Below are 24,421 nucleotides of genomic sequence, written 5' to 3' on the forward strand. Positions count from 1 at the left end.
CGCGGGCCAGGGGGTGGCGATGTTTTGTATGTACGTTCCAAAACGTCTACCGTGGGCCCCATGGCCAGACCAAGAGAGTTCGATGAGGACCGCGTCGTCGCCGCGGCCATGGAGACGTTCTGGCGGCACGGGTACGAAGCCACCTCGACGCGCGATCTGTGCGACAGCACGGGCCTCGGCCCGTCGAGCCTCTACAACACCTTCGGCGGCAAGCGGCAGCTCTACCTCCGCGCCCTGCGGCGCTACTACGACACCGCCACCGCGGAGCAGGTCGAGATCCTGCGCGGCGAAGGACCGGCCAAGGAACGGCTGCGCGCCATGATGATCCACGCCGTCGACGCCGACCTCGACGCGACGGGTGCGCGCGGCTGTTTCGCCATCAACGCCGCCGTCGAGCTCGCCGGGCTCGACCCCGAGGTCAGGGAAGCGGTGCGACGCAGCTTCGACCGGGTCGAGGACGAGCTGTGCGCGGTCGTCGAGGCGGGGCGCGGCGCGGGCGAGATCCGCTCCACCGGTGACGCGCGGGTCGTGGCCCGCCGGGTCCAGAGCACGTACTACGGCCTGCGCGTCCTCGGCCGCGTACAGGACGACCGCGAGGTCCTGCTCGCCACGGTGGACGGCGCGCTCGCCGACCTGTGACCGCGCGCATGCGCCTCGCTGACGTACCGCTGACGTCCTTCGCCCACGGACCGCCCCGCCCCACTCCCGACATGCCAGGCATAGCCCATCACCTGCGCGTTTATCGGGTGTTGATCGCGGACCGCGACGCTCCGCAGGTCCATGCCCCACAAGGGCCGACGGAAACGACCGGAGGTAAGTCCATGAAGGTTGTCCGCTCCCTCAAGAAGAAGATCACCGGTGAGAAGAGCCTCAAGTCCTACGCCTGGTACATCTGGTACTAGGCCGACGGCAGGCATCGGCGCGCATCCCGCGCCGGTGCACATCCCTTAGGGACGCAACGCGCCGTCGAGGCCCGCGCCCGGTGTGCCCGACCGGCCCGCCGGGCACGGGCCTCCCGCTCTGGGAGACCCCGATGTCCATCTCCGGTACCGACCGGCTCGCGCGCACGACCGTGTTCACGCCGCGCCTCGACGCCCTGCTGCGCGACCACCGCGGCCAGGAACTGTTCCGCCTCGACGACGACACCGTCGGCGTCGCCGGGCCCGCCCTGACCGACCGGATCCTCGCCGCACGCCTGGCCACCGACCGCGAACGGCCCACCTTCAAGCCGCTGCAAGGGCGTTCCATCCCGCGCACCGAGGCGTCCACCGTCATGCAGGCCATCGGCCGTGACGTGCGGGCGGCGCTCAAGAAGCCCGTGCCCGGCCGCCTCGACCTCTCGGGGGAGTGGCCGCACGTCGGCCACGTCCACCTCCGCGACCTGATCCTCGGCGCCGACCCGTACCGGCTGCGCATCCTCATGGACCGCACCCTGGAGCTGACGCCCAAGCTGACCTGGACGGTCATCGCCGCCGGCGCCGCCCTGCCCGGCAGGCTCCGGCCGGGCGCGCCCGTCACCAGCATCGCGGGCCTGACCGCGAACGCCGCGACGTACAGCGAGCGCCGCTACGCCATGGGCCTGTACCGGCGGGCGGCCGCCCCGGTCTGCTTCACCATCTCCACGCTCGTCGCCAACGCGTACTGGCTCGGGGCGCCCTTCGACGACGAGACGCCCAACGAGCACATCCTGTACGAATCCATGCGGCTGCTGCCGCCGTCCTGGAACATCCTGCGGAACGCGTCCCCCGAGTACACCGCCCTCGACGACCGCATCGGCACCGGCGACGACGTCCTGCTCCTGCCGCTGCTCAGCCACCGGGACCCCGAACTCTGGGACGAACCCGACGAGTTCCGCCCCGGCCGCTGGGCCACCCTCGACCCGGACGACCACCCCGGCTACCTCCCGTTCGGCCATGCCTCCGAACGCTGCTGGGGGCGGCACATGGTGATGCCGCTGGCCGGGATGCTGCTCGACATCCTGCGGGCCGAGGGGACGACGGTCGACGCGCGGCAGACCACCGCGAAGGTGCCGCTCGCGGGGCTGCTCGGCGTCGACAAGGTGCGACTCGTCCGCGGCGGGGCCTAGGACCCCGCCGTGCCGGGGCCTGTCCGGCGGAACAGGGCCGTCCAGAGGAAGGGCTCGCCGAAGAGCTCCGAACCGGGCGGCTCGTCGCGCATCCGGCGCACCTCGACCTCCGTCAGACCGGCGAAGATCCCGCGCAGCGCGTCCGCCGTGTAGGCGAGGCCGCCGTGCAGCCGGGCCGTGCGGTAGAAGTCCGTGTCGGACAGCTCGGAGCCCATGCCTTCCGTGCCCCCCTCGACCGCCGCGAAAGCGGTGAGGGCGAGGTGGCCGCCGGGCGCCAGGACGCGGTCGACGAGGGCGAGGTAGCTGATGCGGCGGTGCGGCGGCAGGTGGTGGAAGCAGCCCGAGTCGTGGATCAGGTCGTACGGACCGGTCAGCTCGCTCTCCGTGAGCGCGAAGGCGTCGCCGTGGTGGAAGCGGACGTCCGCCCCCGCCTCGCGGGCACGGTCCGCGGCCCAGTCCAGGGCGGTGGACGACAGGTCGACGGCGTCCACCTCGTACCCGAGGGCGGCCAGGTGGAGCGCGTTGCGTCCGGGGCCGCAGCCGAGGTCGAGGGCGCGGCCCGGGGCGAGGAGGCCCCGCTCGGCGTACGAGACGAGGCTTTCGTCCGGCTTGGCCGCGAAGAACGGCACCGGCCTGTCGCGGTCCGCGTAGAAGCCGTCCCACCAGTCGGCCCCGCCGGCCGTCCAGCGGTCGGCCGTCGGCTCGAACAGGCCGTCCAGGAGCTTCATCACGTCGTCGATCGTGCGGATGCTGCGATCCATCAAGTCCCCTTTCCCGAAGCCTCAATTGTAGGTTCGGAGAGAGGGAAGGCCCAGTTCAGCGGGGGTTTGAGGGGGTCCTGGGGAGCGCGTCGGCGAGCGCCTGCGGGGCCGGTGGGCGGGTGCCGGACGCAGCACCCCGAGCCCGTGCCCAAGAGGCGTCCGCGAGCCCGCGGGAGGCCTTTGAAGGGGTTCTCCGGGCGTCGTCGGCGCGGCTTTTCGAAGCGGTCGAACGACATGTTCACGCGGCGTATCCCCAGGCGTAATCACAGCTGGTTGGATGTGCGAGCTCGCAGCAACCACCCCCCCACCCGAAGGAGCTCCAGTGCCCCACACAGCGCTGCGCAGGACCCACGCGGCCGCGATCACCACCGTGCTCGCCGCGGCCACGCTCGCCGCCGTCGCCCCCTCCGCGACCGCCGCCGACGCCTCCGCCGCCCCGCCCCCGCTCAAGGTGCTCACGTACAACACCTTCCTGTTCAGCAAGACGCTCTACCCGAACTGGGGCCAGGACCACCGGGCCAAGGAGATACCGGCCGCCGACTTCTTCCGGGGCCAGGACGTCGTCGTGCTTCAGGAGGCGTTCGACAACTCCTCCTCCGACGCGCTGAAGGCGAACGCGGCGGCCCGCTACCCCCACCAGACCCCGGTGATGGGCCGCGGCAAGAGCGGCTGGGACGCGACCGGCGGCGCGTACTCCTCGGTGACGCCGGAGGACGGCGGTGTGACCGTCCTGAGCAAGTGGCCGATCGTGCGCAAGGAGCAGTACGTCTACAAGGACGCCTGCGGCGCCGACGCGTACTCCAACAAGGGCTTCGTCTACGCCGTCCTGGACGTGAACGGCACCAGGACGCACGTCGTGGGCACCCACGCCCAGTCCACCGACCCCGGCTGCGGCAGCGGCGAGGCCGCGGCCGCCCGCGCGAAGCAGTTCAAGGAGATGGACGCCTTCCTCGACGCCAAGAACATCCCCGCGGACGAACAGGTCATCGTGGCGGGGGACTTCAACGTCGACTCGCGCAGCTCCGAGTACGCCTCGATGCTCGCCGACGGGGGACTCGCCCCCGCCGACGCCCGCACGGGTCACCCCTACTCCTTCGACACCCAGGACAACTCGATCGCCGCCGAGCGCTATCCGGACGACCCCCGCGAGGACCTCGATCACGTCCTGCACCGCAAGGGCCACGCCCGCCCCGCGAGCTGGACCAACGACGTGATCAAGGAGCAGAGCGCGCCCTGGACGGTCTCCAGCTGGGGCAAGGAGTACACGTACACGAACCTGTCGGACCACTACCCCGTGACCGCCTCCTAGAGGCCTGGAGGCTCAGCCCTTCAGGCGCGCGTGCAGCTCCTCTGCGTCGGCGAGGAACCAGGTCTGCCGTCCCCGGTTGCACTCCCGGATGAAGTCGCGCAGGGCCGAACTGGCCTCTGTGTGGCGGGAGATGTCGCCGAGGACGGCGAGGCCCACGCGGTAGGTGACGAACTTCTGGATGATGTCGCCCGCGACGCGGGTGCGCAGCTGGAAGAACGTGTCGTCGAACCGCTCGGCCGGGATGGCGACCCACTGGGCCCCCTGCCAGGCCGCGTTGCCGACGAGGTCCATGATGTCGCGCTCCCCGGCGATGGGCTCGCCCTCGGCGTCGCACATCAGGACCGCGCTCCCCTCCTCGGTGCCCGTCACTGGCCCACCCTCCCGTCGACGCACTCGCGCAACAGGTCGGCGTGTCCGCAGTGTCTGGCGTACTCCTCGATCCGGTGCACCATCAGCTCGCGCACCGAGGTCCGGTCCTTGCCGAGGCGCTCGCCCAGGTCCGGGTGGGCGGCGAGGAGGGCGTCGGTCGCGGCCTGCTCGCGCTCCAGCGAGGCGAACGCCTCGTCGACCACGGCCTGGTCCGCGACGGCTCCGGCGAAGTCCGCGCCCCGCGCGCCGTACAGCTTCGGGACCGGGTCGTCGCTGATCCAGGTGCGCCAGTCCCGCTCCACCTCGACGAGGTGGCGGACCAGGCCGAGGAGCGACATCGTCGACGGCGGCACCGACCGCCGGGCCAGCTGCTCCGCGTCCAGGCCCTCGCACTTCATCCGCAGGGTCATGCGGTACCCCGACAGGAAGTCGAGCAGGGTGGGGAGCTCGCCGTCCGGACTGTTCCCTTCGCTGTTGCGGGGGTCGTCGTCCGGGTCGGCCCACATGTCGGGGTAGGTGGTGGCCCGGCTCCATCGCTCGGGGCGGTCACTCTGGTCGCTCATGTTTCCATGGTCGTCCGTACGGAGCCGGGCCCGCCAGTCATTTGTCGCGGCGCCCGCCTACTTGTGCCAGGGGCCCGTCACCGCGAACGTCGTGCCGGGCGTGTAGCAGTTCACGTACATCGTGTCGTGGTCGGGGGAGAAGGTGACGCCCGCGAACTCGCCCCACTCCGGCTTCTCGGGGGTGCCGATGTTCTGCCGGCCCCGGGCCATCGGGTAGACCTCGCCGCCCCGGGTGAGGCCGTACACGTGCTGGGCGCCGTCGCCGTCCTCGCACACCATCAGGCCGCCGCTCGGCGCCAGGCAGATGTTGTCGGGGGACTCGCCCGGCAGCTGGATGTCGGTGCTGGGACCGAAGACGATCACGAGGGTGAGGCGGCGCTTCGACGGGTCGTAGCGCCAGATCTGGCCGAAGTGGTCGGCCGCCGAGCCCTCCGCGCTGTGGGCGAAGGAGGAGACGAAGTAGACGGACGAGCCGCCCCAGTAGCAGCCCTCCAGCTTCTGCGCGTGGGTGATGCCCTTCTTGCCGAAGTCCTGCAGGCGGATGGGGGTCTGGGCCGCCAGCGGGTCCGGCACGTCGACCCACTCGATGCCGTCGAAGCAGGCGCCCGTCTCCTGGATCGAGGACAGGTCGGGCACGCCGGGCACCCGCATCGCCTGCAGCGTGCCGCCCGCGCGCAGCGAACCTCGGCCGCCCTCGGGCTTCTCGGGCAGGAAGCGGTAGAAGAGGCCGAAGGGCTTGAGGAAGGCGTCCTCGGTCTCGTAGACGACGCCGCGCTTCGGGTCGACGGCGATGGCCTCGTGCTGGAAGCGGCCCATCGCGGTGAGCGGCACCGCGCCGGTGCGGCGCGGATCCACCGGGTCGACCTCGAAGATGAAGCCGTGGTCCTTGGTGTAGCCGTTCGTGCCCGCCTTGTCCTCGGTCTCCTCGCAGGTGAGCCAGGTGCCCCAAGGGGTCGGCCCGCCCGCGCAGTTGACGGCGGTCCCGGCGATGGCGACGCGTTCGCCGACGACGTCGTTCCGCCGGTCGAGCGCGAGCGCCGTACAGCCGCCCTTGGCCATCGGGTCGTAGGTCAGGCCCTCGACCGTGGGGACGCCGATCTTGCCGGTGACGCGGTTCTCGTGGTTGCGCACGAGGTGGACCCCGCCGTGCCTGCCCCTGAAGGCGGCCATGCCGTCGTGGTTGCTGGGCACCTTGCCCTCACCCGACCGCAGTTCGTCGCCCTCGCGGGAGAGGACCTTGTAGCGGAACCCCTTGGGCAGGTCGAGCAGCCCCTCGGGGTCGGGGACGAGGGGGCCGTACCCGGCTCTTCCGTGTGCGGCCGCGGTGCCCGCGAAGAGTTCCGAGAGAGCGCCGGTGAAGGCGATTCCGGCGCCGACGGCACCGGAGCGGGCGAGAACCTGACGTCGAGTGGCAGACATGATGGGCAACCTCCTGCTGGCGGACAGGAATGTGACCGGATGTGTGTACCACGCGCTCTGGTGCACGGGAACCACGCGCGTAGCTTCCGTTTCGCGTGCCGTCCCGTGCCCCCGCGGCGACGGGAGCCGCGGCAGGGGCTGCTGGTGGGACTACTCGCCCACGAGTCCCTTGGCGTCCCGCGCGAGCGCCGTGAGCCGCGAGATGGCCCGGAAGTACTTCTTCCGATACCCGCCGTTGAGCATGTCCTCGCTGAAGAGCCGGTCGAAGGGCACACCGGAGGCGAGCACCGGCACCTCTCGGTCGTACAGCCTGTCGGCGAGCACCACAAGGCGCAGAGCGGTCGACTGGTCCGGCACCGGCGTCACGTCGGTGAGGCAGACGGCGCCGAGCCCGTCGGTCAGCGCGCCGTACCGGCTCGGGTGCACCTTGGACAGATGTTCGAGAAGGTGCGGGAAGTCGTCGAGCGAGGCGCGGTCGGCCGCGTACGCCGCCTTGGTGACCTGCTCCTCCGAGTACGGGGCGGGTGCCTCCGGAAGGCCCCGGTGGCGGTAGTCCTCGCCGTCGATCCGCAACGCCTTGAAGTGGGAGGACAGGCCCTGGATCTCGCGCATGAAGTCCGTGGCCGCGAACCGGCCCTCGCCGAGCTTGCCCGGCAGCGTGTTCGAGGTCGCGGCGAGTGCCACGCCCTCCCCGACGAGCTTGGAGAGCAGCGAGGAGACCAGGACCGTGTCGCCCGGGTCGTCGAGCTCGAATTCGTCGATGCAGAGCAGCCGGTGCCCGGCGAGGGTGCGCACGGTCTGCTGGAAGCCGAGCGCGCCGACCAGGTTGGTCAGCTCGACGAAGGTGCCGAACGCCTTCTGCTCGGGCGCCGCGGGCGTCGCGTGCCAGAGGGAGGCGAGCAGGTGGGTCTTGCCGACGCCGTAGCCGCCGTCGAGGTAGATGCCGCGGGGGCCCGTGGGGGCGGCGGCCTTCTTCTGGAACCAGCGGCGCTTGCCCGACCCGCTCGCGTGCGCTCCGCCCAGCCCCGCGGCGAAGCCGCTCAGGACGCCGACCGCCTCGGTCTGGCTCGGCTGGTTCGGGTCCGGGATGTACGTGTCGAAGCGGACGGCGTCGAAGCGCGGCGGCGGCACCATCTCGGCGACCAGGCGGTCGGCGGGGACACGGGGCTCGCGGGCGCACAGGGACAGCGGAGCCACTTCGGCTATGGGGTGGTGCCCGGAGGCGGCGGTGGAGGACGACACGGTTCCCCAGCTTAAGGGGCGTGCAAGACTGCGGATATGCGACGCCTGTTCCCTGTGACCGACCAGACAGCCGACCGGACACACGATCGGACGCCCCATCGCACGGGTGAGACGGCCGACCGGGAGTGGAGCCTCGACGAGCTGGCCGACGCCTACGCCTATCCGGCGGGGGAGACGGCCTGGCTGCGCGCCAACATGGTGTCCACGCTCGACGGCGCGGCCCACCATGAAGGCCGCTCCCAGCCGATCTCCGGCGACACGGACATGCGCATCTTCGGCACCCTGCGCGCCCTCGCGGACGCCGTGGTCGTGGGCGCCGAGACCGTCCGGAAGGAGGGCTACCGCCCGGCGAAAGCACGTGCGGCCTTCGCCCGGCGCAGAGCCGCCGCGGGGCAGACGGAGGCGCCCGCCATCGTGGTCGTCAGTGCCGGTCTCGACCTGGACTTCTCGGTTCCGCTCTTCACCTCGCCGATGACGCCGACGCTCCTGGTGACCGGTGCCTCCGCACCGGCCGACCGGATCGCCGCGGCCGAGAAGGCGGGCGCCGTCGTGGTGACCGCGGGCGACGGCGCGACCGTCGAGCCGGAGCGGGTGGCCCCCGCCCTGGCCGAGCGTGGGCTGACCCGGCTGCTCACGGAGGGTGGACCCCGTCTCCTGGGCCAGTTCGTGGCCGCCGGGGCGCTGGACGAGCTCTGCCTGACGGTGTCGCCGATGCTCACCGCGGGGGACGCGCAGCGGATCGCGGGCGGATCCGCTCTGGCGGTGCCGGATCGATTCGTACTGACGTCCGTACTGGAGGAGGCCGGGTTCCTCTTCACCCGCTACCGTCGTAGCTGACAATCGGCGGAATCAGTCGTTCCGTTTGGCTTCGGCTGGGCACACTAGATCTCGCAGACCCCGTGCGGCCACGGGGCAGGATGGTTTCCGCAAGGGCCTCAGGAGGGCCCACGGATGAGAAGGGCGCCTGGCGTGTTCACAAGCGTATTGATGATCGAGAAGGCCCTGACGTCCGCCGACGTGGAGTTCGTCACCACCTTGCACGGCGACGAGCCCATCACCTTCCACGTGCTGCTCCAGCCGCGGGGCGACCAGGCGGACCGCCTGCTGCGGGCCATCGACGACGTCGCCCTCGGCGAGCTCGACGAGGCGGCGCGCGAGGGCGAGACCCCGGAGGGGCAGGAGGCGACGGGCTTCGGGGAGCGGGCGCTGCAGGTCTCGCTGACGGCGCTGCGGGCGGCGGGCTGCGCGGCACAGGGGCGGCTCATCGAGGACCATCCGCTGGACGCCCTCAAGGCGCTGGTCGCCGAGGCCGGAGCCGACGAGGTGATCGTCCTGACCGACCCGCACTACGTGGAGGAGTTCTTCCACCGCGACTGGGCCTCACGGGCCCGCCACAAGGTGGGCGTGCCGGTGCTCAAGCTCTTCTCGCACAGCGCGGCCGACGAGGCGTAGCCACGCCCTCCGCGGGGCCCGGCGGCCGCGCCCCGCGGAGGCAATAGGCTGGGGCATGCCCGGACGCGCACGGGGTGACACCACACCGTGCCCGTCGCACTCGTCGCACCACCAGGGGAGACACACGCATGGCACCCGGCCTGCCCCAGTCCATGGCCGACATGGACCGACCGCACTTCATCGGCATCGGCGGCGCCGGAATGTCGGGCATCGCGAAGATCCTGGCCCAGCGCGGCGCCAAGGTCGCGGGCAGCGACGCGCGGGAGTCCGCCACCGCCGAGGCCCTGCGCGCGCTCGGCGCCACGGTTCACATCGGCCACGCCGCCGCGCACCTCGCGTCCGACGCGACCTGCGTCGTCGTCTCCTCCGCCATCCGTGAGGACAACCCCGAGCTGGCCCGCGCCGCCGAGCTCGGCATCCCCGTCGTGCACCGCTCGGACGCCCTGGCCTCCCTCATGAACGGCCTGCGCCCCATCGCGGTCGCGGGCACGCACGGCAAGACCACGACGACCTCGATGCTCGCCGTCACCCTCGCCACCCTCGGCCTCGCCCCGTCGTACGCGATCGGCGGCGACCTGGACGTGCCGGGCTCGAACGCGCTGCACGGCGAGGGCGACATCTTCGTCGCCGAGGCCGACGAGAGCGACCGCAGCTTCCACAAGTACGCGCCCGAGGTCGCCATCGTCCTCAACGTGGAGCTCGACCACCACGCCAACTACGCGTCGATGGACGAGATCTACGAATCCTTCGAGATCTTCGCGGGCAAGGTCGTCCCCGGCGGCACCCTGGTCATCTCGGCGGACCAGCCGGGCGCGGTCGAGCTCACCCGGCGCGTCCGGGACCTCGGACAGCTCAAGGTCGTCACCTACGGCGAGTCCGAGGACGCGGACCTGCGCATCCACAAGATCACCGCCCGCGGTCTGACCAGCGAGGTCACCGTCCTCCTGGACGGCAAGCTGCTGACCTTCACGGTCTCGGTGCCCGGCCGCCACTACGCGAACAACGCGGTCGCGGCCCTCGCGGCGGGCATCGCGCTCGGCATCCCGTCCCGGAACCTGGCCGGCGCCCTGAAGTCGTACACCGGCGTCAAGCGCCGCCTCCAGCTCAAGGGCGAGGCCGCGGGCGTCCAGGTCATCGACTCCTACGCGCACCACCCCACCGAGATGACGGCCGACCTGGAGGCGATGCGCTCCGCCGCGGGCGACGCCCGCATCCTCGTCCTCTTCCAGCCCCACCTCTTCTCGCGCACCCAGGAACTGGGCACCGAGATGGGCCAGGCCCTCGCCCTCGCCGACTCCTCCGTGGTCCTCGACATCTATCCGGCCCGCGAGGACCCGATCCCCGGCATCACCAGCGCCCTGATCATCGACGCCGCCCGTGAGGCGGGCGCGGAGGTCGCCGCCGCGTCCGACAAGGCGGAGGCCGTGCGGACGCTCGCGGGAATGGCGAAGCCCGGCGATCTCGTTCTCACCATGGGAGCGGGCGACGTCACGGACCTCGGCCCGCAGATCCTGGCCGAGCTGTCGAAGTAAGCCGAAGTGTCGAAGTAAGGGGAGTCCACCCATGTCGTACGACGTCGAGAAGCCGGACGAGCAGTGGCGAGCGGAGCTGACCCCCTCGGAGTACGCGGTGCTGCGCCAGGCCGGTACGGAACCGGCCTTCGTCGGTGAGTACACGGACACCAAGACCGAGGGCGTCTACTCCTGCCGCGCCTGCGGCGCGGACCTGTTCACCTCGACGGAGAAGTTCGAGTCCCACTGCGGCTGGCCGAGCTTCTTCGACCCGAAGGACACGGACGCGGTCGAGCTGGTCCAGGACACCTCGCACGGCATGGTCCGCACCGAGGTCCGCTGCGCCCGCTGCGGCTCCCACCTGGGCCACGTCTTCGAGGGCGAGGGCTACCCCACGCCGACGGACCAGCGGTACTGCATCAACAGCATCTCGCTGCGGCTCGCGCCGAGCGAGGGCTGAGCGACCGGAACGGCCCCGGCACCGGCGACCAGCCGGTGCCGGGGCCGGTGTGGTCTAGAACGTCAGCTTCCAGCTGTTGATGTAGCCCGTGTCCTGGGACGCGATGTCCTGGGCGCGGAGCTTCCAGGCGCCGTTGGCCGTTTCGCTCGACGCGTCGACCGTGTACGTGGCGATGATGTTGTCCGCCGAGTCGTTGCTGCTCGAATTCTTCAGGCGGTACGCCGTGCCGTCGGGGGCGAGCAGGTCGAGGACCACGTCGCCGCGCCAGGTGTGCCGGACGTCGACGTCCACCTTGAGGGTCGCGGGGGCGTTGCCGGTGCGGCCGGTGACGTTGACCGTCGAGGTCACCGCGGCGCCGTTGTCCGGGATGGCGACGTCCGCGGTGTTCTCGTACGCGTCACCGGGCGGAACCGTGGTGCCCGCGCCGAGGGTCCAGATCGCGTGGGCGATGGCGTCGCTGTTGCGGTCCAGCGCGGTGTCGTTGATGTTCGACGTGGAGTCGCAGGACGAGTGGTAGCAGCGGTCGAAGGCCTGGCCCGCCGTGCCGCCCCACTTCTGGGCCTGCGCGCTGGACTTGGCGCGCTCGGCGCCGGTGAACAGACCGCCGACCGGGATGCCCGCGCTCTTGAACGGCGCGTGGTCGGAGCGGCCGTCGCCCTCGGTCTCGATCTCCGTGGGGACGTTGAGGCCCGTGTAGAAGTCCTTGAACGTCTTCTCGATCGTCGGGTCGTCGTCGTAGACGAAGTAGCCAGGGTTCGGCGAGCCGATCATGTCGAAGTTCAGATAGCCGCTGACCTTCGAACGGTCCGCGGCGGGCAGGTTGTTGACGTAGTACCGCGAGCCGACCATGCCCAGTTCCTCGGCGCCCCACCAGGCGAACCGCAGGTGCTTCGTCGGCTGGAGCTGCGCGCGCGAGACGGCGAGCGCGGTCTCCAGGACACCGGCCGAGCCCGAGCCGTTGTCGTTGATGCCGGGTCCCGCCGAGACGCTGTCGAGGTGCGCGCCGGCCATCAGGACCTGGTTGGCGTCACCGCCCGGCCAGTCGGCGATCAGGTTGTAGCCGGTGCCGCTGCTGCTGAACTGCTGGATGCGGGTGGTGAACCCGGCGGCGTCCAGCTTGGCCTTCACATAGTCGAGGGAGGCCTTGTAGCCGGGGCGCCCGTGGGCGCGGTTGCCGCCGTTGGCCGAGGCTATGGACTGGAACTGGGAGAGGTGCGCCTTGACGTTGGCGAGCGGGATGTCGGGCGCCGCGAGGGTGGGCGAGGGGGCGGCGGGCGCTGCCATGGTGGGAGCGGCGGTGGCGAGCAGGCCGCCGATGGCCAGGGTGGCGGCACCGACGGCCGCACGTCTGAAGAGCTTCATGTGTGGGGCTCCGTATTCCGAACAGCGTGAGGGACGGAACGTGCGAGGCGCCCTGCGACGCGGGTGCCGCGGGGCGCCTTTGGAGCTGTGCGTGCTGTGCGTTGCCTGATGTTGAGGGCCGGACGACCCCCGGTCAAGGGCGGAAACCGGTCACATGACGGTCAGCCACGTCCGCATAGCGGACGTCTGTCCGGAGGGTCGTCGCCGTCGGCAGCCGTCAGAAGAAGACGCCGCACCTCAACAGCACATTGGCGTACGGCCGCGCCTCACCGGTCCTGACCACCAGACGGGCGCCCGCCGAGAGGCCCTTGAGCTCCTCGTGCGGGACGAGGGCGAGGGACGGGAGGCTCTCGCGCAGCAGCCGGGCCGTCGACGGGTTCGCCTCCCGCACCTCCAGGGCCGCCGTCCCGCCCTCCACCACCAGCTCGTCGAGCAGGCCGTCGAGGACCTCCGCGAACGACGGGACCCCGGCGCGGAACGCCAGGTCCACCACGCGCGGGCCCGCCGGGATCGGCATGCCCGCGTCGCAGACGAGCACGGTGTCGCCGTGGCCCAACTCGGCCAGCGCGCCCGCGAGACGGCGGTTCAGGATGCCCGACTTCTTCATCGGGACGGGACCTCGGGAACGGTGTCGGCGAGCTCCGCCGCGGTCGGGTAGGAGTCCTGCGCGCCCTTGCGGGTGACCGCCGCCGCGCCCACCCGCACCGCGTACGCGGCCGCCGTCGGCAGGTCCTCGCCGAGGCCGAGCCGCCAGCCCAGCGCCGCGGTGAAGGCGTCGCCCGCACCCGTCGTGTCCACCGCGTCGACCTTCGGGCTCGGGACCCGTGCGGCGGTCTCGGCGGAACCCTCCGCGGTGAGCGCGCCCTCGGCGCCCAGCGTGATCACCACCGAGCGGGGGCCCAGCGCGAGGAGCCCGCGCGCCCAGTCCTCGGGGGCCTCACCCGCGTCGTCGCCGAGGATGACGCGGGCCTCGTGTTCGTTCACCACCAGCGGGTCGCAGGCCGCGAGGACCTCGGCGGGCAGCGGGGCGGGCGGCGACGGGTTGAGGACGAAGCGGGCGCCGGGGCGCAGGGTGCGGACCACCTCGGCGACCGTGTCCAGGGGGATCTCCAGCTGGCTGGAGACCACCCGCGCCGCCGACAGCAGGCTGCCCGCCGCGCGGATGTCCTCGGGCGTGAGGCGCGCGTTGGCGCCGGGGGAGACCACGATGCTGTTGTCGCCCGACGGATCGACCGTGATCAGCGCGACGCCGGTGGGCGCGCCGCCCACCATGACGCCGACGGTGTCCACGCCGGCCGCCCGCTGCGCGTCCAGGAGGAGCACGCCGTGCGCGTCGTCGCCGACCCGGGCGAGCAGCGCGGTGCGGGCGCCGAGCCGGGCCGCGGCGACCGCCTGGTTGCCGCCCTTGCCGCCGGGGTGCACGGCCAGGTCGGAGCCGAGGACCGTCTCGCCGGGCGCGGGGCGGCGCTCCACGCCGACCACCAGATCGGCGTTGGCGGAGCCCACGACCAGCAGCTCGTAGTCGTCGTTCATGGGTGCTTGTTCCTGCTTTCGTGCGATGAGGTGCAGATGTGACGGTACTCGGAACGGCGCCGTTCCGGGTGTCGGTACCCGGAACGGCCGCCGGTCAGGAGAAGTCCTTCACGTTCTTCGACGTGACGACCTTCACCGGCACCTTCACCATCCCCTGGACCTTCTTGCCCTGCGTGGCCCGCACCGCGTTGCGCACGGCGATCTTCCCGAGCTCCTTGGGCTGCTGCGCCACGGACGCGTACAGCGTGCCCGCCTCGACCGCCTCGAGACCGTCCGGGGTGCCGTCGAAGCCGACGACCGGCACCGACGTGCCCGCCTTGTCGCCGAGCGCCTTGACCGCGCCGAGCGCCATCTCGTCGTTCTCGGCGAAGACGCCGGTCACGCCCTTGTTGGACTGCAGCAGGTTCGTCATGACGTCCAGGCCCTTGGTGCGGTCGAAGTCCGCGGGCTGCTTGGCGACGACGTCGATGCCGGGGTACGCCTTGATGCCCTCGGCGAAGCCCTGGCCGCGCTCGCGGCTCGCGGAGGTGCCGGGCGTGCCCTGGAGGACGACGACCTTGCCCTTGCCGCCCAGCTTCTCGGCGAGCGTCTTCGCCGCCAGCTTGCCGCCCGCGACGTTGTCGGAGGCGACGAGCGTCGCGGTCTTCGCCTTGTTCACCCCGCGGTCGGCCGCGACCACCGGGATGTCCTGCTTGTTGGCGCCCCGTACGGCCGGTCCCGCGGCGTCGGAGTCCACCGGGTTGACGATGATCGACTTCACGCCCTCGCCGGTGAAGTTCTGCAGCTGGTTGGTCTGCTGGGAGGCGTCGTTCTGCGCGTCGGTGACCGTCAGGTCGATGCCCGCCTCGTCGGCCTCGGCCTGCGCGCCCTCCTTCATCTGGACGAAGAAGGGGTTGTTGAGGGTGGACAGCGACATGCCGATCTTCGTGTTCGTGCCGGACGAGCCCGAGTTGAAGAAGGAGACCGCGCCGACCACGGCCGCCACGGCCACGGCGGCGACCGCGTACTTCACCGCTTGCGGCCCCTTGCCGCGCACACCCCCGGACGCGCCGGAGGAAGCCCCCGGAGTCGCCCCGGCCCGTCGCCGCAGCGTGTCCAGGAGCACCGCGAGCGCGATGACGACACCGATCACGACCTGCTGCCAGAAGGCGGAGACGGAGAGGAGGTTGAGGCCGTTGCGCAGCACCGCGAGGATCAGCGCGCCGATGAGCGTGCCGGACGCCTTGCCGACGCCGCCCGCGAGGCTCGCGCCGCCGATGACGACCGCGGCGATCGCGTCGAGCTCGTAGCCCTGCGCGGCCTGCGGCTGCGCGGAGACCAGCCGGGAGGCGAGGACGACGCCCGCGACGGCCGCGAAGAGACCGGAGAGCGCGTAGATGACGAGCTTCTGCCGCTTGACGCGCAGACCGGACAGGCGGGCCGCCTCTTCGTTGCCGCCGATCGCGTACATGGAGCGGCCGATGAACGTACGCCCGAGGACGAGCGCCGTGACGAGCCCCATCGCGACCATCACGATCACCGGGACCGGCAGCCAGCCGCCGATGGTGTCACCCAGGTGCGAGACCGAGTCGGGGAACGCGATCGGGCTGCCCTGCGAGATCACCAGGGAGAGGCCGCGGGCCACCGACAGCATCGCGAGCGTCGCGATGAACGGCGGGAGTTTCCCGTACGAGACGAGCATGCCGTTGACGAACCCGCAGGCTATGCCGGTCGCGACGGCGAGAACGACCGCCAGCCACACCGGCAGCCCCTGCGAGGTCGCCGTCCAGGCGAGGACGGTGGCCGAGAGCGCGGCCACCGAACCGACCGACAGATCGATGCCCGCCGACACGATCACGAAGGTGACGCCGAACGCGAGGATCGCGGTCACCGCGGCCTGGACGCCGACGTTGAGCAGGTTCTGCGTGGTGAGGAAGTCGCCGGAGAGCAGCGACATCGCCACGACCAGGACGATCAGGGCGCTCAGCGCGCCGTTGTCGAGCAGGACGCGGCGGAGCGAGGCCGTGCCACCCGCGTCGCGCTTCAGGGTTTCAGTGGCCACGGGAGCCCTCCGCCTCTTCGTTGTTCCGTACCGCTTCTTCGTTCCGTGCCGCCCCGGTGCTGACGGCGAGCGCCATCACGGCGTCCTGGGTGGCCTCTTCGGCCGTGAGCTCGCCGGCGATCCGGCCCTGCGCCATGACGAGGACCCGGTCGCTCATGCCGAGCACCTCGGGCAGATCGCTGGAGATCATCAGGACCGCGTGCCCGGAGGCCGTCAGTTCGTTGATGAGCTGGTAGATCTCGACCTTCGCGCCCACGTCGATGCCGCGCGTCGGCTCGTCGAGGATGAGGACCCGGATGTCGGCGAGCAGCCACTTGCCGATGACGACCTTCTGCTGGTTGCCGCCGGACAGGGTCCGGACGTGCTGGCCGAGCCCGGCCATCCGCACCCCCAGCTGCTCGGCGATCCGCGCGGCGGCCCGCTGCTGGCCCTTGAGGTCGACGAGCCCGGCGCGCGTCGCCGAACGCAGCGTCACCAGGCCGAGGTTCTCCCGCACGGAGGCGTCCAGGACGAGCCCCTGCCCCTTGCGGTCCTCCGGGACCAGGCCGATGCCCGCGCCCATCGCCGCGTTCACGTCGTGCCGGGGCAGCCGTTCGCCGTCCACGTCGACGGAACCGCCGTCGTAGGGATCGGCGCCGAAGACCGCGCGCGCCACCTCGGTGCGGCCCGCGCCGACCAGCCCCGCGAGGCCGACGACCTCGCCGGCCCGCACCTCGAAGCTGACGTCGTGGAAGACGCCGTCGCGGGTGAGACCGTCGACGCGGAGCAACGGCGGCCCGGTGTCCGGGCGTTCGCGCGGATACTGCTGCTCGATGCTGCGGCCCACCATCAGCCGTACGAGCTCGTCCTCGTCGGTCGACGCGGGCACCTGGTCGACGCTGCGGCCGTCGCGCAGGACGGTGACGCGGTCGCCGAGGGCGGCGATCTCTTCCAGGTGGTGGGTGATGAAGACGATGCCGACGCCGTCCTCGCGCAGGGTGCGCACGATCCCGAAGAGCTTGTCGACCTCCTCGGAGGTGAGGACGGCGGTGGGCTCGTCCATGATGAGCACGCGCGCGTCCAGGCTCAGCGCCTTGGCGATCTCGACCATCTGCAGCCGGGCGATGCCCAGTTCGCGCACCTTGGCACGCGGCGAGACCCGGACGCCGACCCGCTGGAGCAGCCGCTCCGCGTCGGCCTCCATCTTCTTCCGGTCGACCAGGCCGAAGCGGCGGGGCTGCCGCCCCAGGGAGATGTTCTCGGCGACGGTCAGATCGGGGACGAGGTTGAACTCCTGGTAGATCGTGGCGATGCCGAGCCGCTCGGCGTCCTGCGCGCCGTTGATGCGCACCTCACGGCCTTCGGCGAAGATCCGGCCGCTGTCGGGCCGGTAGGCGCCGGAGAGCATCTTGATGAGGGTGCTCTTGCCCGCGCCGTTCTCGCCGAGCAGGACGTGCACCTCACCGCGGCGCAGATCGAAGTCGACGGAGTCGAGCGCGACGACGCCGGGGAACGTCTTGCGTATCGACTCGATGCGCAGCAACTCGTCCTGGTTGCTCACGGGTTGCTCCTTCGTACGGGGGTGTTCTCGCCGCAGGAGCGGCGGACGACGAGCCGGGCGGGCAGGGTCACGGACTGCGGGCGTCTGCCCTCGATCCGGTCGATCAAGGCCTGCACGGCGGCCCGGCCGAGCTCCGCGGTCGGCTGGGCGATCGCGGTGACCGGCGGATCGGTGTGCACGAACCACGGGATGTCGTCGAAGGCGGCGAGCCCGATGTCGTCCGGGACGCGCAGGCCGTGCGCGCGGATCGCGTCGAGGGCGCCGAGGGCCATCAGGTTGTCGGCGGCGAAGACCGCCTCGGGCGGCTCGGGCAGGGCGAGGAAGCGCTCGGTGGCGCGGCGGCCGCTGTCGGCCTGGAAGTCGCCCTGTCCGATGTACGTGTCGGGGAGGGCGATGCCGTGTTCGCGCAGCGCCTCCCGGAATGCCTCGACGCGCTCGCTGCCGGTGGTGGTGGCGGCCGGTCCGGCGATGATGGCGAGCCTGCGGTGGCCGAGCCCGTGCAGATGGGCGACGAGGTCGCGGACGGCCCGGCGCCCGTCGGAGCGGACCACGGGGACGTCCACGCCGGGGATCCACCGGTCCACGAAGACCATCGGGGTGCCGGCCCGCACGGCGTCGAGCATCAGGGGCGAGCCGCCGTCGGTGGGGGAGACGAGCAGTCCGTCGATCCGCCGGTCGAGCAGGGTCCGCACGTGGTGGTCCTGCAGCTCGGGGCGCTCGTCGGCGTTGCCGATGATGACGCTGTAGCCGAGGGCGCGGGCGGCCTCCTCGACGGACCGGGCCAGCTCCGTGAAGTACGGGTTGAGCACGTCGCTGATGACCAGGCCGAGGGTCCGCGTCTGGTCGGTGCGCAGGGAGCGGGCGACGGCGTTGGGCCGGTAGCCGAGCGCCTCGACGGCGGCGAGGACCCGGGTGCGGGACGCGGGGCTGACGGAGGGGTGGCCGTTCAGCACGCGCGACACGGTGGCGACGGACACGCCGGCCTCGGCCGCGACGTCCTTGATGCCCACCGAGCTCGGAGTCATCGTCGGTCCACCTCCTTGTGGAATCGATTACACGGAGGATTGGAAACGATTACACGGGGGCGTGACAAGGGGGCGAAGAGGCGGGAGGGGCGAGTGAGACCCGATCGTGATGATCCGCGGGAGGTGACCTGTCGCCGGTCGGGGGTGGCCCGCCCCCGACCGGCGGCGCCTTACTGCTCCACCCCGACGTACGTGAGGTTGCAGCTGCCGATCTGGCCCACGGCCCCGAGGTGCGGGTAGGTGAACCCCAGCGTCTTGGTGCCCGCGGAGGTGTAGTTGAGCTCGATGGTCTGGCTGGAGTGGGCGGGCATGTCGGCCACGCGCCACGTCGGCGTCTGGCCGTTGTCCTCGATGGCGAACTCGCCCCGGGCGAAGCCGTGCAGGAACTCGGTGTGGTTGTGGAACGTGACCCGGTCGACGTGGGCGCGCGGACCGTCCCAGTTGCCCTCGAAGGTCGCCTGGAGCGCGTCGTTCGGGAGGTCGCGGCCGATCTCCGCGTTGTCGCAGCTGTCGCCCCAGTGGACGTTCACGATGCGCTGGTTGAAGGCCTTCGCGATGAAGGCCCCTTCGGCGTGCGCGGTGCCGGTGCTGAACAGCAGCAGGACCGAGGCGGTCAGGGCGCCGAGCGTGAGCGTCCTCTTGCCGGTCATGTCGTCTCTCCTTCTGTGGCTGCGGTGGTGCGGTGGGGGGCTAGACGGAGAACGCCTGGTAGTGGGCGGGGGAGGTGAAGAATCCGGTGGACCATGCCGTCGCGTACTCGCCGTAGGCCGCGATGTTGGTCCCCTGCCGGGTGCAGTGCCCCGGGCCGCAGACCGAGGCGCTCGCGTAGAAGCCGCGGCCCGGTCCCCGGTAGCAACGGATCGTGAACCGGTGCCCGTCCTCGGTGATGGTCGGCGTGTTGCACTGGATGGAGTCCGCGCGGGGCGTCGCGCCGCTCGCCGCCCCCGACGTGCCGAATGCGGCGCACACGGCCAGAGCCGCCGCCCATGCCGCCCGCTGTGCCTTGATGAACGCCACTGGTGGCGCCTCCCTTCGTCCGGGCGGCACCGGATCGCGCCACCCCGCATATGCACTGTGAGTATGAGGATAGTTACTCTGCGTGTTCATCGGGGGGCGCGAAAGGGGTGCGTATGCGGCGTGAAGAGGCGCGGGGGTGTGGAGCGGGGTCGCGGTCTTCCCCTGGCGGCCCGGTCAGTCCTCCTGGAACGGCACCGTCAGCCACGGGCTGTCCGGGTCCGTGGTCAGGGCCCGGTGGGCGCGGAGCACGTCCGTGTACCAGGAGCCGAACGACTCCTCGTCGAAGTGGAGGCAGCGGCCCAGGACGTAGCCCGCGGAGAACGTCTCCCAGGAGGCGTACGAGGAGCGGGCGGCCTCGGAGGCGCGCTCCAGGGACTTGATCATCTCGGCGTGGGTGGCGTAGCGCGCGCCCCTGCCCCAGCGGGCCATCTTCGAGGCGCGCCCGATGTCCCAGGCCGCGATCGTGCCGACGTGGCCGTCGGGCGGCAGGAGTTCGTCGGCGCGGAACCGGCCCTCGTAGCGGAGCACCTTGCCGACCAGGCCGCGCAGGTGTGCCACGAACTGGTCCAGTTCGGGGTCCTCGCCGGGGCGGTGCGGCTCGTCGGGGCCGCCGGTCTCCACCACGCGGTGCCGCAGCGCCGCCTCCACCTGGTCGCGCCACAGCTCCGGGTCGACCCGGGGGCCGTGCCGCCGCACCAGAACGGTGCGGGCTTCGAGGACGAAGTCCCAGTACCAGGGGCTGACATCAAGGGTGAGCAGCCGCTCCTGGAGGGACAGCCAGTCGTCGCGGTCGTGCACGCCCCACCACTCCGCCAGGCGGTCGAGCTCGTTGTGGTGACCCGCGCCGTGCCAGTCGACGGTGTTCCAGGCGTCGCCGTTGGTGAAGCACAGGTGCGCGCCGCACGCCAGGCCGTGCAGGAGGGCGCTGCCGGCCTCGGGCGCGCCCGTGCGGCGGGTGTCGATGCGGTTCCCGAGGCCGTCGGCGCGGTGGTACTTGTCGTGCAGGTCCGACCAGACCTCCCGCTCCTCTTCGGTGGTCAGATAGAACTGCTGGCACGGCGTCGCCGCGTTCACCACGAGGAGATCGACGTCGTCGGGGCAGCCGAGGGCGAGCGAGTCCAGCGTGACGTACTCGTAGACGACGGCGGGGTGCGGGCGGGGCAGCACGCCCGCCGTGTAGACCTGCGCGACCTTCCTGCCGTCCGGCAGGTCCACGGTGAGCAACTCGCTCGCGCCGTCCTCGTGTTCCGCCTCCGTGACCGACACCGGCCGGTACAGGCCCTCGACGGCTATCGCCCGCAGGTAGCCGTACGCGTCGTCCTCCTGGCACAGCGCGTACAGGTGCTCCTCCAGGTCGGCGGGCGCCTGCCAGGGGCTGCCGTCATCGGGCGCAGGGAAGTCGGGGAAGACGTCGCCGTGGTGCTCGCCGTGGTGCTCGGCGTCGGTGTCGTAGGCGCCGCCGGGGGCGTGCTCGTCGTGCATGCGTCTGCTTCTCCGCTCGGGCGCTGCGCTGATTCTCGCGATCTTGCACCCTACGCGGGCGCCTCGACCCGCAACGACTTGAGGCCGTTGATGAAGTGCGAGACCAGTCGGCGCGGCGGCGCCGCGCGGCGCAGGACCGGCAGTGCCCGCGCCACCTCCTCGTGGAAGACGCGCAGTTGGAGCCGGGCGAAGTGGGCGCCCAGACAGACGTGCGGACCGTCGCCGAACGCCACGTGGGGGTTGGGCGAGCGGGCCAGGTCCAGGCGGTGCGGATCGGTGAAGACGCGCTCGTCGTGGTGGGCGGACGCGTGGAAGACGACGACCTTGTCCCCGGCCGCGATGCGCGTTCCCGCCAACTCGGTGTCGCGGGCCGCAGTGCGCCGGAAGGTGAGCACCGGAGGGTGGCGGCGCAGCAGTTCCTCCACGGCGGGGGCGACGCCGACCGTCCCGGCCCGCAGCCGCTCGTACGCGCCGGGGCTCTCCGCGAGCGCGAGCAGCCCGCCGGGTGCGGCGCTGCGCACGGTGTCGTTGCCCGCGACGGTGAGGAGGAAGAAGAACATCTCCAGTTCGGGTCCGGTGAGTTCGGGATCCAGGGCGAGCGTCGTGAGCACGTCGTCGCCCGGGTGCTCGCGCTTGTGTGCGGCCAGCGTCCGCGCGTACGCGAACATGTCGCCCAGCATCGCAGGGGAGCGCGGGTTGACCGGCTCGCCGTCGGGGCCGAGCACGGGCGGGGGCGCTTCGTCCGGGTCCTGGTAGCCGATGACGCGCTGCGTCCAGTGCAGCAGCAGGCCGCGGTCGGCGGGCGGCACGCCCAGCAGGTCGGCGAGGTTGAGCAGCGCGTAGTCGTCGGTGACCGCGGTGACGGCGTCGAAGGTGCCGTCTCCCGCGCGGGCCTGTGCCACGGCTGCCGCGAGGAGCGTCCGGGCCCGTTCGCGCACCCGCGCCTCGAACCGCTCGATCCGGCGCGGGGTGAAAGCGCGGCTGACCAGCCTGCGCAACCGGCCGTGGCCGACCGGGCCCGCCCCGCCCGCACCGGGCGCGGCGGGATCCTGGTTGAGCATCATGCGCCGGATGAACGGCAGGTCGTCCGGGGCGGGGTCGCGGATCTGGGTGGCGCCCAGGTACGAGGAGTACGTCGCCGCGTCCTTGAGGACGCGCACCACGTCCGCGTGCCGGGTGACCGCCCAGAAGCCCGGGCCCGCGGGCCAGCCGAGCACCTCCGGCTCGTCCTGCCACGCCACGGGGTGGTGGTCGCGCAGGACGCGGTAGCGGTCGTGGGGGACGCCTTCCGCGTACAGGCGGGGATCGAAGACGTCGGGGACGGGCGGTGTACGGGCCGGTGCGCCGGGCAGGGTCACGCGGCGCCGTCCCCGCGGCCGCCCGAGGCCTCTTCTCCGTCCACTTCTCCGTCCACGCCTGCGCCCACGTCGCCCCCGGCGCGCAGGAAGTCCTCGACCGTGCGGATCAGTTCGAGCGGCACCTCGTCCATCGCGTAGTGCCCGGCCCCCGGCAGCTCCGTCAACTCGCCCTGGGGGTAGGAGCGCAACCACGTGCCGCGCATGAGGTCCGACGACAGCGCCGGGTCGAGTGCCCCCGTGACCGCGAGCGCCGCCACGGGCGAGCCGTCGACCTCGGTGCGGAAGTCGTCGCCCGTCCAGGAGTCCAGCCAGGCGCGGAACGCCTTGACGTCGCTGACCTCGACGGAGCGGCGCACCATCCGGTCGAGCCAGGCCCGGGGGCGTACCCCACCCGTGGTGAAGTCGATGATGGCGCGGCGGTTCTCCGGATCGTGCGCGGCCGAGGCGAACAACTCCCATTGATCGGGCGGAAGGCGCAGGCCGGACGCGGGCACGGGCGACACCCCGACGAGACGGCGCACCCGGTGCGGGGCCGTGGCCAGGACGCGCTGGGCGACGCTGCCGCCCATGGAGTGCCCGACCAGCGAGAACCGCTCCCAGCCGAGCCGGTCGGCCAGGTCCAGCACATCGGCGGCGCCCTCGCTCGTGGTGTACGCGCCGACGGCGTCCTTGGCCTCGCCGTACCCGCGCAGATCCACCACCGCGTACTGGAAGGCGGCGGTGTCGAGGTCCGCGAGCACCGGTTCGAAGGCGGACCGGTCCGCGAACCAGCCGTGGACCGCGATCACCTTGTGCGGGCCTTCGCCGAGCAGGGTGTGGGGGAGCAGGAAAGGGGTCACGACGACTCCGATCGCGGGCGGGGTCCGGGCGGCACCGGGCGGTGCTCGACCGTGACCACGGTGTCCTTCGACCGCGGTGCCGCGCAAGGGTGCGTGCGGTGCTCCGTTCCCTTGTTCGACCAGGTGTGGAGGGCGCGTGCCGAGGCGGGGGTGAACTTGGCGGACGGCCTGCGGCGCGGTGCCGCGGTTGGTCAGAATGTGGCATGGCCATCCGTCGCCTCAGCTACCGGCTCGACCAGGAGCCGGACACCGGAGCCCTCCGCCTGTTCCTTCCGGACATGGACACGGCCATGAATACGGACACGGACGGGGCAGGGCGCCAACCGCACATGGACACAGGGGAGTTGACGAGTACCGTCGCGCGCGTCATAGGCATCCCGCGCGCCGGGGAAACAGGGAACGAGCTGAGCTACAGCCTGCTCCCGGACGGCGGCCGACTCCTGTGCGCCGCCCTCCCGGGGCAGCGCGTGGAGGCCTTGCACCTGAGCGCCGACACCCCCGGGCCGGGTCCCGTATGGCCGATCGACACCTGGCGCTCCGAGTCCTGGGAGGCGGAGGAGACGCAGACGCTGGGGGCCGGTTTCGTCGAGTCCGAACTGCCGGTGCCGGAGGCGCACTTCGACCGCGACGTGCTCGTCGCGTTCGCCCGGGCGCGCGCCGACCGGGTCGCGCCCTTCCTCGCCGATGTGCGCCGCCTCTTCGGGGATCCCGCAGGGCGGCAGATCGTCCTCGTGGAGGAGGACTCCGAGACCGTGGCCCGGTGGGTCGCGCTCGCCTGTGCCTCGCTTCCCGAGGCGTACGTTCCCGCACTGACGTTCACCACTTGGACCGCCGACCCGTGGCGCGCCCCGCAGCAGATCATCGGCATCGGCCCGGACGCGGATTTCGACCGGTCCGACGACGCGACGGTCGAGCACCTGTTCCGTGTGCACGACGGCACCGGTGGGCCGGAGAGCCCGGCGGCCGAGCTCGACGCCTGGGCCCGGCTGACGGCCGAGCGGTGGCTCGCCGGGAACCCGCCGCGTCCCGCGCCGGGGGCGGCGGCGCGCCCC

General features: G+C 71.9%; 25 protein-coding genes. 9 read left to right on the forward strand and 16 right to left on the reverse strand.

Annotated features, from left to right (window positions below; genetic code table 11):
- Positions 1 to 60 precede the first annotated feature (60 nt).
- From AOK03_RS20870 to AOK03_RS20875, 3 genes are all read left to right on the forward strand, one after another.
- A complete protein-coding gene (locus tag AOK03_RS20870) occupies positions 61 to 639 on the forward strand; it encodes a TetR/AcrR family transcriptional regulator (protein ID WP_055566836.1) in 579 nt (192 codons plus the stop codon).
- A 71-nt stretch (positions 640 to 710) separates the two neighbouring features.
- Positions 711 to 902 (forward strand): tryptorubin family RiPP precursor, encoded by a 192-nt coding sequence (locus tag AOK03_RS42675; RefSeq protein WP_157869019.1) that lies wholly within the window; start codon positions 711 to 713, stop codon positions 900 to 902.
- A gap of 131 nt (positions 903 to 1,033) precedes the next feature.
- The gene (locus AOK03_RS20875; protein ID WP_055566837.1) at positions 1,034 to 2,086 is read left to right on the forward strand and encodes a cytochrome P450; all 1,053 of its coding nucleotides are present in this window, start codon (positions 1,034 to 1,036) and stop codon (positions 2,084 to 2,086) included.
- On the opposite strand, the gene AOK03_RS20880 is transcribed toward AOK03_RS20875, so the two are convergent.
- Positions 2,083 to 2,847 carry a class I SAM-dependent methyltransferase gene (locus AOK03_RS20880; RefSeq protein ID WP_055566838.1) on the reverse strand — a complete coding sequence of 255 codons (765 nt, stop codon included), beginning with the start codon at positions 2,845 to 2,847 and terminating at the stop codon, positions 2,083 to 2,085. The genes AOK03_RS20875 and AOK03_RS20880 overlap by 4 nt on opposite strands.
- 322 nt (positions 2,848 to 3,169) lie before the next feature.
- On the opposite strand from AOK03_RS20880, the gene sph reads away from it, so the two are divergent.
- A complete protein-coding gene (sph, locus tag AOK03_RS20885; protein WP_055566839.1) occupies positions 3,170 to 4,156 on the forward strand; it encodes a sphingomyelin phosphodiesterase in 987 nt (328 codons plus the stop codon).
- Positions 4,157 to 4,168: 12 nt separating this feature from the next.
- On the opposite strand, the gene AOK03_RS20890 is transcribed toward sph, so the two are convergent.
- The 4 genes from AOK03_RS20890 to zapE all read right to left on the reverse strand — a co-directional run bounded on the left by AOK03_RS20890 (position 4,169) and on the right by zapE (position 7,749).
- Entirely contained in the window at positions 4,169 to 4,525 is a 357-nt protein-coding gene (locus AOK03_RS20890; protein WP_279616327.1) for a DUF4180 domain-containing protein, read from the reverse strand.
- A complete protein-coding gene (locus tag AOK03_RS20895; protein WP_055566840.1) occupies positions 4,522 to 5,088 on the reverse strand; it encodes a DinB family protein in 567 nt (188 codons plus the stop codon). Before AOK03_RS20895 ends, AOK03_RS20890 begins: the two co-directional genes overlap by 4 nt.
- 57 nt (positions 5,089 to 5,145) lie before the next feature.
- Entirely contained in the window at positions 5,146 to 6,507 is a 1,362-nt protein-coding gene (locus AOK03_RS20900; RefSeq protein ID WP_055566841.1) for a PhoX family protein, read from the reverse strand.
- A 150-nt stretch (positions 6,508 to 6,657) separates the two neighbouring features.
- Positions 6,658 to 7,749, reverse strand: coding sequence for a cell division protein ZapE (zapE, locus tag AOK03_RS20905; protein WP_055566842.1), 1,092 nt, complete (start codon positions 7,747 to 7,749; stop codon positions 6,658 to 6,660).
- 36 nt (positions 7,750 to 7,785) lie between these two features.
- On the opposite strand from zapE, the gene AOK03_RS20910 reads away from it, so the two are divergent.
- The 4 genes from AOK03_RS20910 (at position 7,786) to msrB (ending at position 11,172) form a co-directional block, all read left to right on the forward strand.
- Complete coding sequence (locus AOK03_RS20910) at positions 7,786 to 8,586, forward strand: pyrimidine reductase family protein (RefSeq protein WP_079074862.1); 801 nt, start codon at positions 7,786 to 7,788, stop codon at positions 8,584 to 8,586.
- 132 nt (positions 8,587 to 8,718) lie between these two features.
- Positions 8,719 to 9,201, forward strand: coding sequence for an indole-3-glycerol phosphate synthase (locus AOK03_RS20915; RefSeq protein WP_208609565.1), 483 nt, complete (start codon positions 8,719 to 8,721; stop codon positions 9,199 to 9,201).
- A gap of 128 nt (positions 9,202 to 9,329) precedes the next feature.
- Positions 9,330 to 10,733: a UDP-N-acetylmuramate--L-alanine ligase gene (gene murC / locus AOK03_RS20920; RefSeq protein WP_055566845.1), complete on the forward strand. Its 1,404-nt coding sequence runs from the start codon at positions 9,330 to 9,332 to the stop codon at positions 10,731 to 10,733.
- Positions 10,734 to 10,764: 31 nt separating this feature from the next.
- On the forward strand, positions 10,765 to 11,172 hold the full coding sequence (gene msrB / locus AOK03_RS20925; RefSeq protein WP_055566846.1) for a peptide-methionine (R)-S-oxide reductase MsrB: 408 nt from the start codon (positions 10,765 to 10,767) through the stop codon (positions 11,170 to 11,172).
- A 54-nt stretch (positions 11,173 to 11,226) separates the two neighbouring features.
- Here msrB and AOK03_RS20930 read toward each other — a convergent pair whose 3' ends face one another.
- From AOK03_RS20930 to AOK03_RS20980, 11 genes are all read right to left on the reverse strand, one after another.
- Positions 11,227 to 12,534: a M28 family peptidase gene (locus tag AOK03_RS20930; protein ID WP_055566847.1), complete on the reverse strand. Its 1,308-nt coding sequence runs from the start codon at positions 12,532 to 12,534 to the stop codon at positions 11,227 to 11,229.
- 217 nt (positions 12,535 to 12,751) lie between these two features.
- Positions 12,752 to 13,141, reverse strand: a complete 390-nt coding sequence (gene rbsD, locus AOK03_RS20935) for a D-ribose pyranase (protein ID WP_055566848.1) — start codon at positions 13,139 to 13,141, stop codon at positions 12,752 to 12,754.
- Positions 13,138 to 14,067, reverse strand: a complete 930-nt coding sequence (locus tag AOK03_RS20940; RefSeq protein ID WP_055566849.1) for a ribokinase — start codon at positions 14,065 to 14,067, stop codon at positions 13,138 to 13,140. The genes rbsD and AOK03_RS20940 overlap by 4 nt, the downstream gene beginning before the upstream one ends.
- Positions 14,068 to 14,161: 94 nt before the next feature.
- The gene (locus AOK03_RS20945) at positions 14,162 to 16,108 is read right to left on the reverse strand and encodes an ABC transporter permease/substrate-binding protein (protein ID WP_055566850.1); all 1,947 of its coding nucleotides are present in this window, start codon (positions 16,106 to 16,108) and stop codon (positions 14,162 to 14,164) included.
- Positions 16,098 to 17,648, reverse strand: a complete 1,551-nt coding sequence (locus tag AOK03_RS20950) for a sugar ABC transporter ATP-binding protein (RefSeq protein WP_055566851.1) — start codon at positions 17,646 to 17,648, stop codon at positions 16,098 to 16,100. The genes AOK03_RS20945 and AOK03_RS20950 overlap by 11 nt, the downstream gene beginning before the upstream one ends.
- Entirely contained in the window at positions 17,645 to 18,673 is a 1,029-nt protein-coding gene (locus AOK03_RS20955; RefSeq protein ID WP_055566852.1) for a LacI family DNA-binding transcriptional regulator, read from the reverse strand. Before AOK03_RS20955 ends, AOK03_RS20950 begins: the two co-directional genes overlap by 4 nt.
- Positions 18,674 to 18,843: 170 nt before the next feature.
- Positions 18,844 to 19,323, reverse strand: coding sequence for a hypothetical protein (locus AOK03_RS20960; RefSeq protein ID WP_055566853.1), 480 nt, complete (start codon positions 19,321 to 19,323; stop codon positions 18,844 to 18,846).
- A gap of 40 nt (positions 19,324 to 19,363) precedes the next feature.
- On the reverse strand, positions 19,364 to 19,690 hold the full coding sequence (locus tag AOK03_RS20965) for a hypothetical protein (RefSeq protein WP_055566854.1): 327 nt from the start codon (positions 19,688 to 19,690) through the stop codon (positions 19,364 to 19,366).
- A 174-nt stretch (positions 19,691 to 19,864) separates the two neighbouring features.
- Positions 19,865 to 21,172 (reverse strand): DUF1266 domain-containing protein, encoded by a 1,308-nt coding sequence (locus AOK03_RS20970; RefSeq protein ID WP_055566855.1) that lies wholly within the window; start codon positions 21,170 to 21,172, stop codon positions 19,865 to 19,867.
- Positions 21,173 to 21,222: 50 nt separating this feature from the next.
- Positions 21,223 to 22,530 carry a cytochrome P450 gene (locus AOK03_RS20975; protein ID WP_055566856.1) on the reverse strand — a complete coding sequence of 436 codons (1,308 nt, stop codon included), beginning with the start codon at positions 22,528 to 22,530 and terminating at the stop codon, positions 21,223 to 21,225.
- A complete protein-coding gene (locus tag AOK03_RS20980) occupies positions 22,527 to 23,369 on the reverse strand; it encodes an alpha/beta fold hydrolase (protein ID WP_055566857.1) in 843 nt (280 codons plus the stop codon). The genes AOK03_RS20975 and AOK03_RS20980 overlap by 4 nt, the downstream gene beginning before the upstream one ends.
- 203 nt (positions 23,370 to 23,572) lie before the next feature.
- On the opposite strand from AOK03_RS20980, the gene AOK03_RS20985 reads away from it, so the two are divergent.
- On the forward strand, positions 23,573 to 24,421 hold an 849-nt coding region (locus AOK03_RS20985), incomplete at its 3' end, for a GAP1-M domain-containing protein (protein WP_482256105.1).

Origin of the sequence: Streptomyces atriruber (assembly GCF_001418325.1) — a bacterium.
GTDB classification, from domain to species: Bacteria; Actinomycetota; Actinomycetes; order Streptomycetales; family Streptomycetaceae; genus Streptomyces; species Streptomyces atriruber.

Bases quoted from the DNA above. Each gene is read 5' to 3' on its own strand.
- AOK03_RS42675 (WP_157869019.1), top strand. From the start codon at position 711: ATGCCAGGCATAGCCCATCACCTGCGCGTTTATCGGGTGTTGATCGCG.
- msrB (WP_055566846.1), top strand. From the start codon at position 10,765: ATGTCGTACGACGTCGAGAAGCCGGACGAGCAGTGGCGAGCGGAGCTG.
- AOK03_RS20940 (WP_055566849.1), bottom strand. From the start codon at position 14,067: ATGAACGACGACTACGAGCTGCTGGTCGTGGGCTCCGCCAACGCCGAT.
- murC (WP_055566845.1), top strand. From the start codon at position 9,330: ATGGCACCCGGCCTGCCCCAGTCCATGGCCGACATGGACCGACCGCAC.
- AOK03_RS20875 (WP_055566837.1), top strand. From the start codon at position 1,034: ATGTCCATCTCCGGTACCGACCGGCTCGCGCGCACGACCGTGTTCACG.
- AOK03_RS20870 (WP_055566836.1), top strand. From the start codon at position 61: ATGGCCAGACCAAGAGAGTTCGATGAGGACCGCGTCGTCGCCGCGGCC.
- AOK03_RS20955 (WP_055566852.1), bottom strand. From the start codon at position 18,673: ATGACTCCGAGCTCGGTGGGCATCAAGGACGTCGCGGCCGAGGCCGGC.
- rbsD (WP_055566848.1), bottom strand. From the start codon at position 13,141: ATGAAGAAGTCGGGCATCCTGAACCGCCGTCTCGCGGGCGCGCTGGCC.
- AOK03_RS20970 (WP_055566855.1), bottom strand. From the start codon at position 21,172: ATGCACGACGAGCACGCCCCCGGCGGCGCCTACGACACCGACGCCGAG.
- AOK03_RS20960 (WP_055566853.1), bottom strand. From the start codon at position 19,323: ATGACCGGCAAGAGGACGCTCACGCTCGGCGCCCTGACCGCCTCGGTC.
- AOK03_RS20895 (WP_055566840.1), bottom strand. From the start codon at position 5,088: ATGAGCGACCAGAGTGACCGCCCCGAGCGATGGAGCCGGGCCACCACC.
- AOK03_RS20910 (WP_079074862.1), top strand. From the start codon at position 7,786: ATGCGACGCCTGTTCCCTGTGACCGACCAGACAGCCGACCGGACACAC.
- AOK03_RS20900 (WP_055566841.1), bottom strand. From the start codon at position 6,507: ATGTCTGCCACTCGACGTCAGGTTCTCGCCCGCTCCGGTGCCGTCGGC.
- AOK03_RS20930 (WP_055566847.1), bottom strand. From the start codon at position 12,534: ATGAAGCTCTTCAGACGTGCGGCCGTCGGTGCCGCCACCCTGGCCATC.
- AOK03_RS20880 (WP_055566838.1), bottom strand. From the start codon at position 2,847: ATGGATCGCAGCATCCGCACGATCGACGACGTGATGAAGCTCCTGGAC.